We start from the raw sequence: 1,227 nt of genomic DNA on the forward strand, positions 1-1,227 counted from the left end.
TGTAACGGTTTCATCTTCTGGATCTCCATCTCCATCGGTATCATCATCAGTTGTATTGGTAGGATCATCAGAAACATCAACTACATCATCTCCATTTGGATCTTGACCTGTGACTATAGCCTGATTGATTACTTCTCCTGAAAGAACATCCTCTGCTGTTAATACATAGGTAGCTGTAAATGTAGTTGTATCAATCTCTCCTACTGCTAATAAAGCAATCGGACCGCCGTTTATAACAATTCCTGGTAGCGGATCTGATAATACAATATTGGTAATATCTACATTACCCGTATTCTCTACTGTAAAGGTATACTGAATCTCATCTCCAACATTTGGAAGACCATCATCATTAACATCTACATAGATACCTGTTTTAGTAAGTGCTAAATTAGGTAGCTGATCAATATCGGTAATCGTCTCATCATTCGTTGGATCACTATCACCATTATCATCCACTAATTCATCTCCATTATCTGAAACATCAATCACATCATCTCCATTTGGATCTTCTCCTATCACAGTTGCACTATTTATAACTTCTCCGTTATTAATATCAACCTGTGTAATTACATATGTTGCTTGTGCAGTACCTTGCTCTCCTGGTGCCAATGTAGACGGAGTAATCGCTAGATTTGTGCTTCCAGTAAGGATATCATCTATAAAGATATTACTAACAGTCACATTACCAGTATTGGTCACAGTGAATGTATAGGTAATCACATCTCCAACATTTGAACCACTAGCTACTCCTGTTTTCACTAATGTTAACTCAGGATCTGCTATAAGATCTGTAACTGTTGGATCGTTATCCGGCTCTCCATCAGTCGTACCATCTCCATTTGGTGTCTCAACAGTCTCATCACCTGCATCGGATACATCTGTTACATCATCTGTTCCATCTGGACTATCTCCTGTAGCTGTAGCACTATTCTCTATAAATCCAGCATCAATATCTGCCTGTGTAATCGTTTGATTCGCTGTCACCGTTACACTAGCCCCTGGGGCTAAACTTGCTATTGGACTGCCTACGATACTGCCTGCATCTGCATTATCATCGGTAATTTCAATATCAGTCAAAGTAACATTACCAGTATTGGTTACTACAATATCATACTCAATGACATCATTCAAGGCACTTCCCGCTACTCTAACCGTCTTGATAACACTTAAACTTGGATCGGCTATAAGATCCGTAACTGTTGGATCGTTATCCGGCTCTCCATCAGT

1 protein-coding gene is annotated in these 1,227 nt (G+C 39.4%); it reads right to left on the reverse strand.

Translation table 11 applies throughout. The features are described from left to right. Positions 1 to 1,227: DUF7507 domain-containing protein (locus tag ABD077_RS25095; protein ID WP_425545924.1), on the reverse strand; the 1,227-nt coding region annotated here is incomplete at both ends.

The organism is Aquimarina litoralis, from assembly GCF_039523995.1.
GTDB lineage: Bacteria > Bacteroidota > Bacteroidia > Flavobacteriales > Flavobacteriaceae > Aquimarina > Aquimarina litoralis.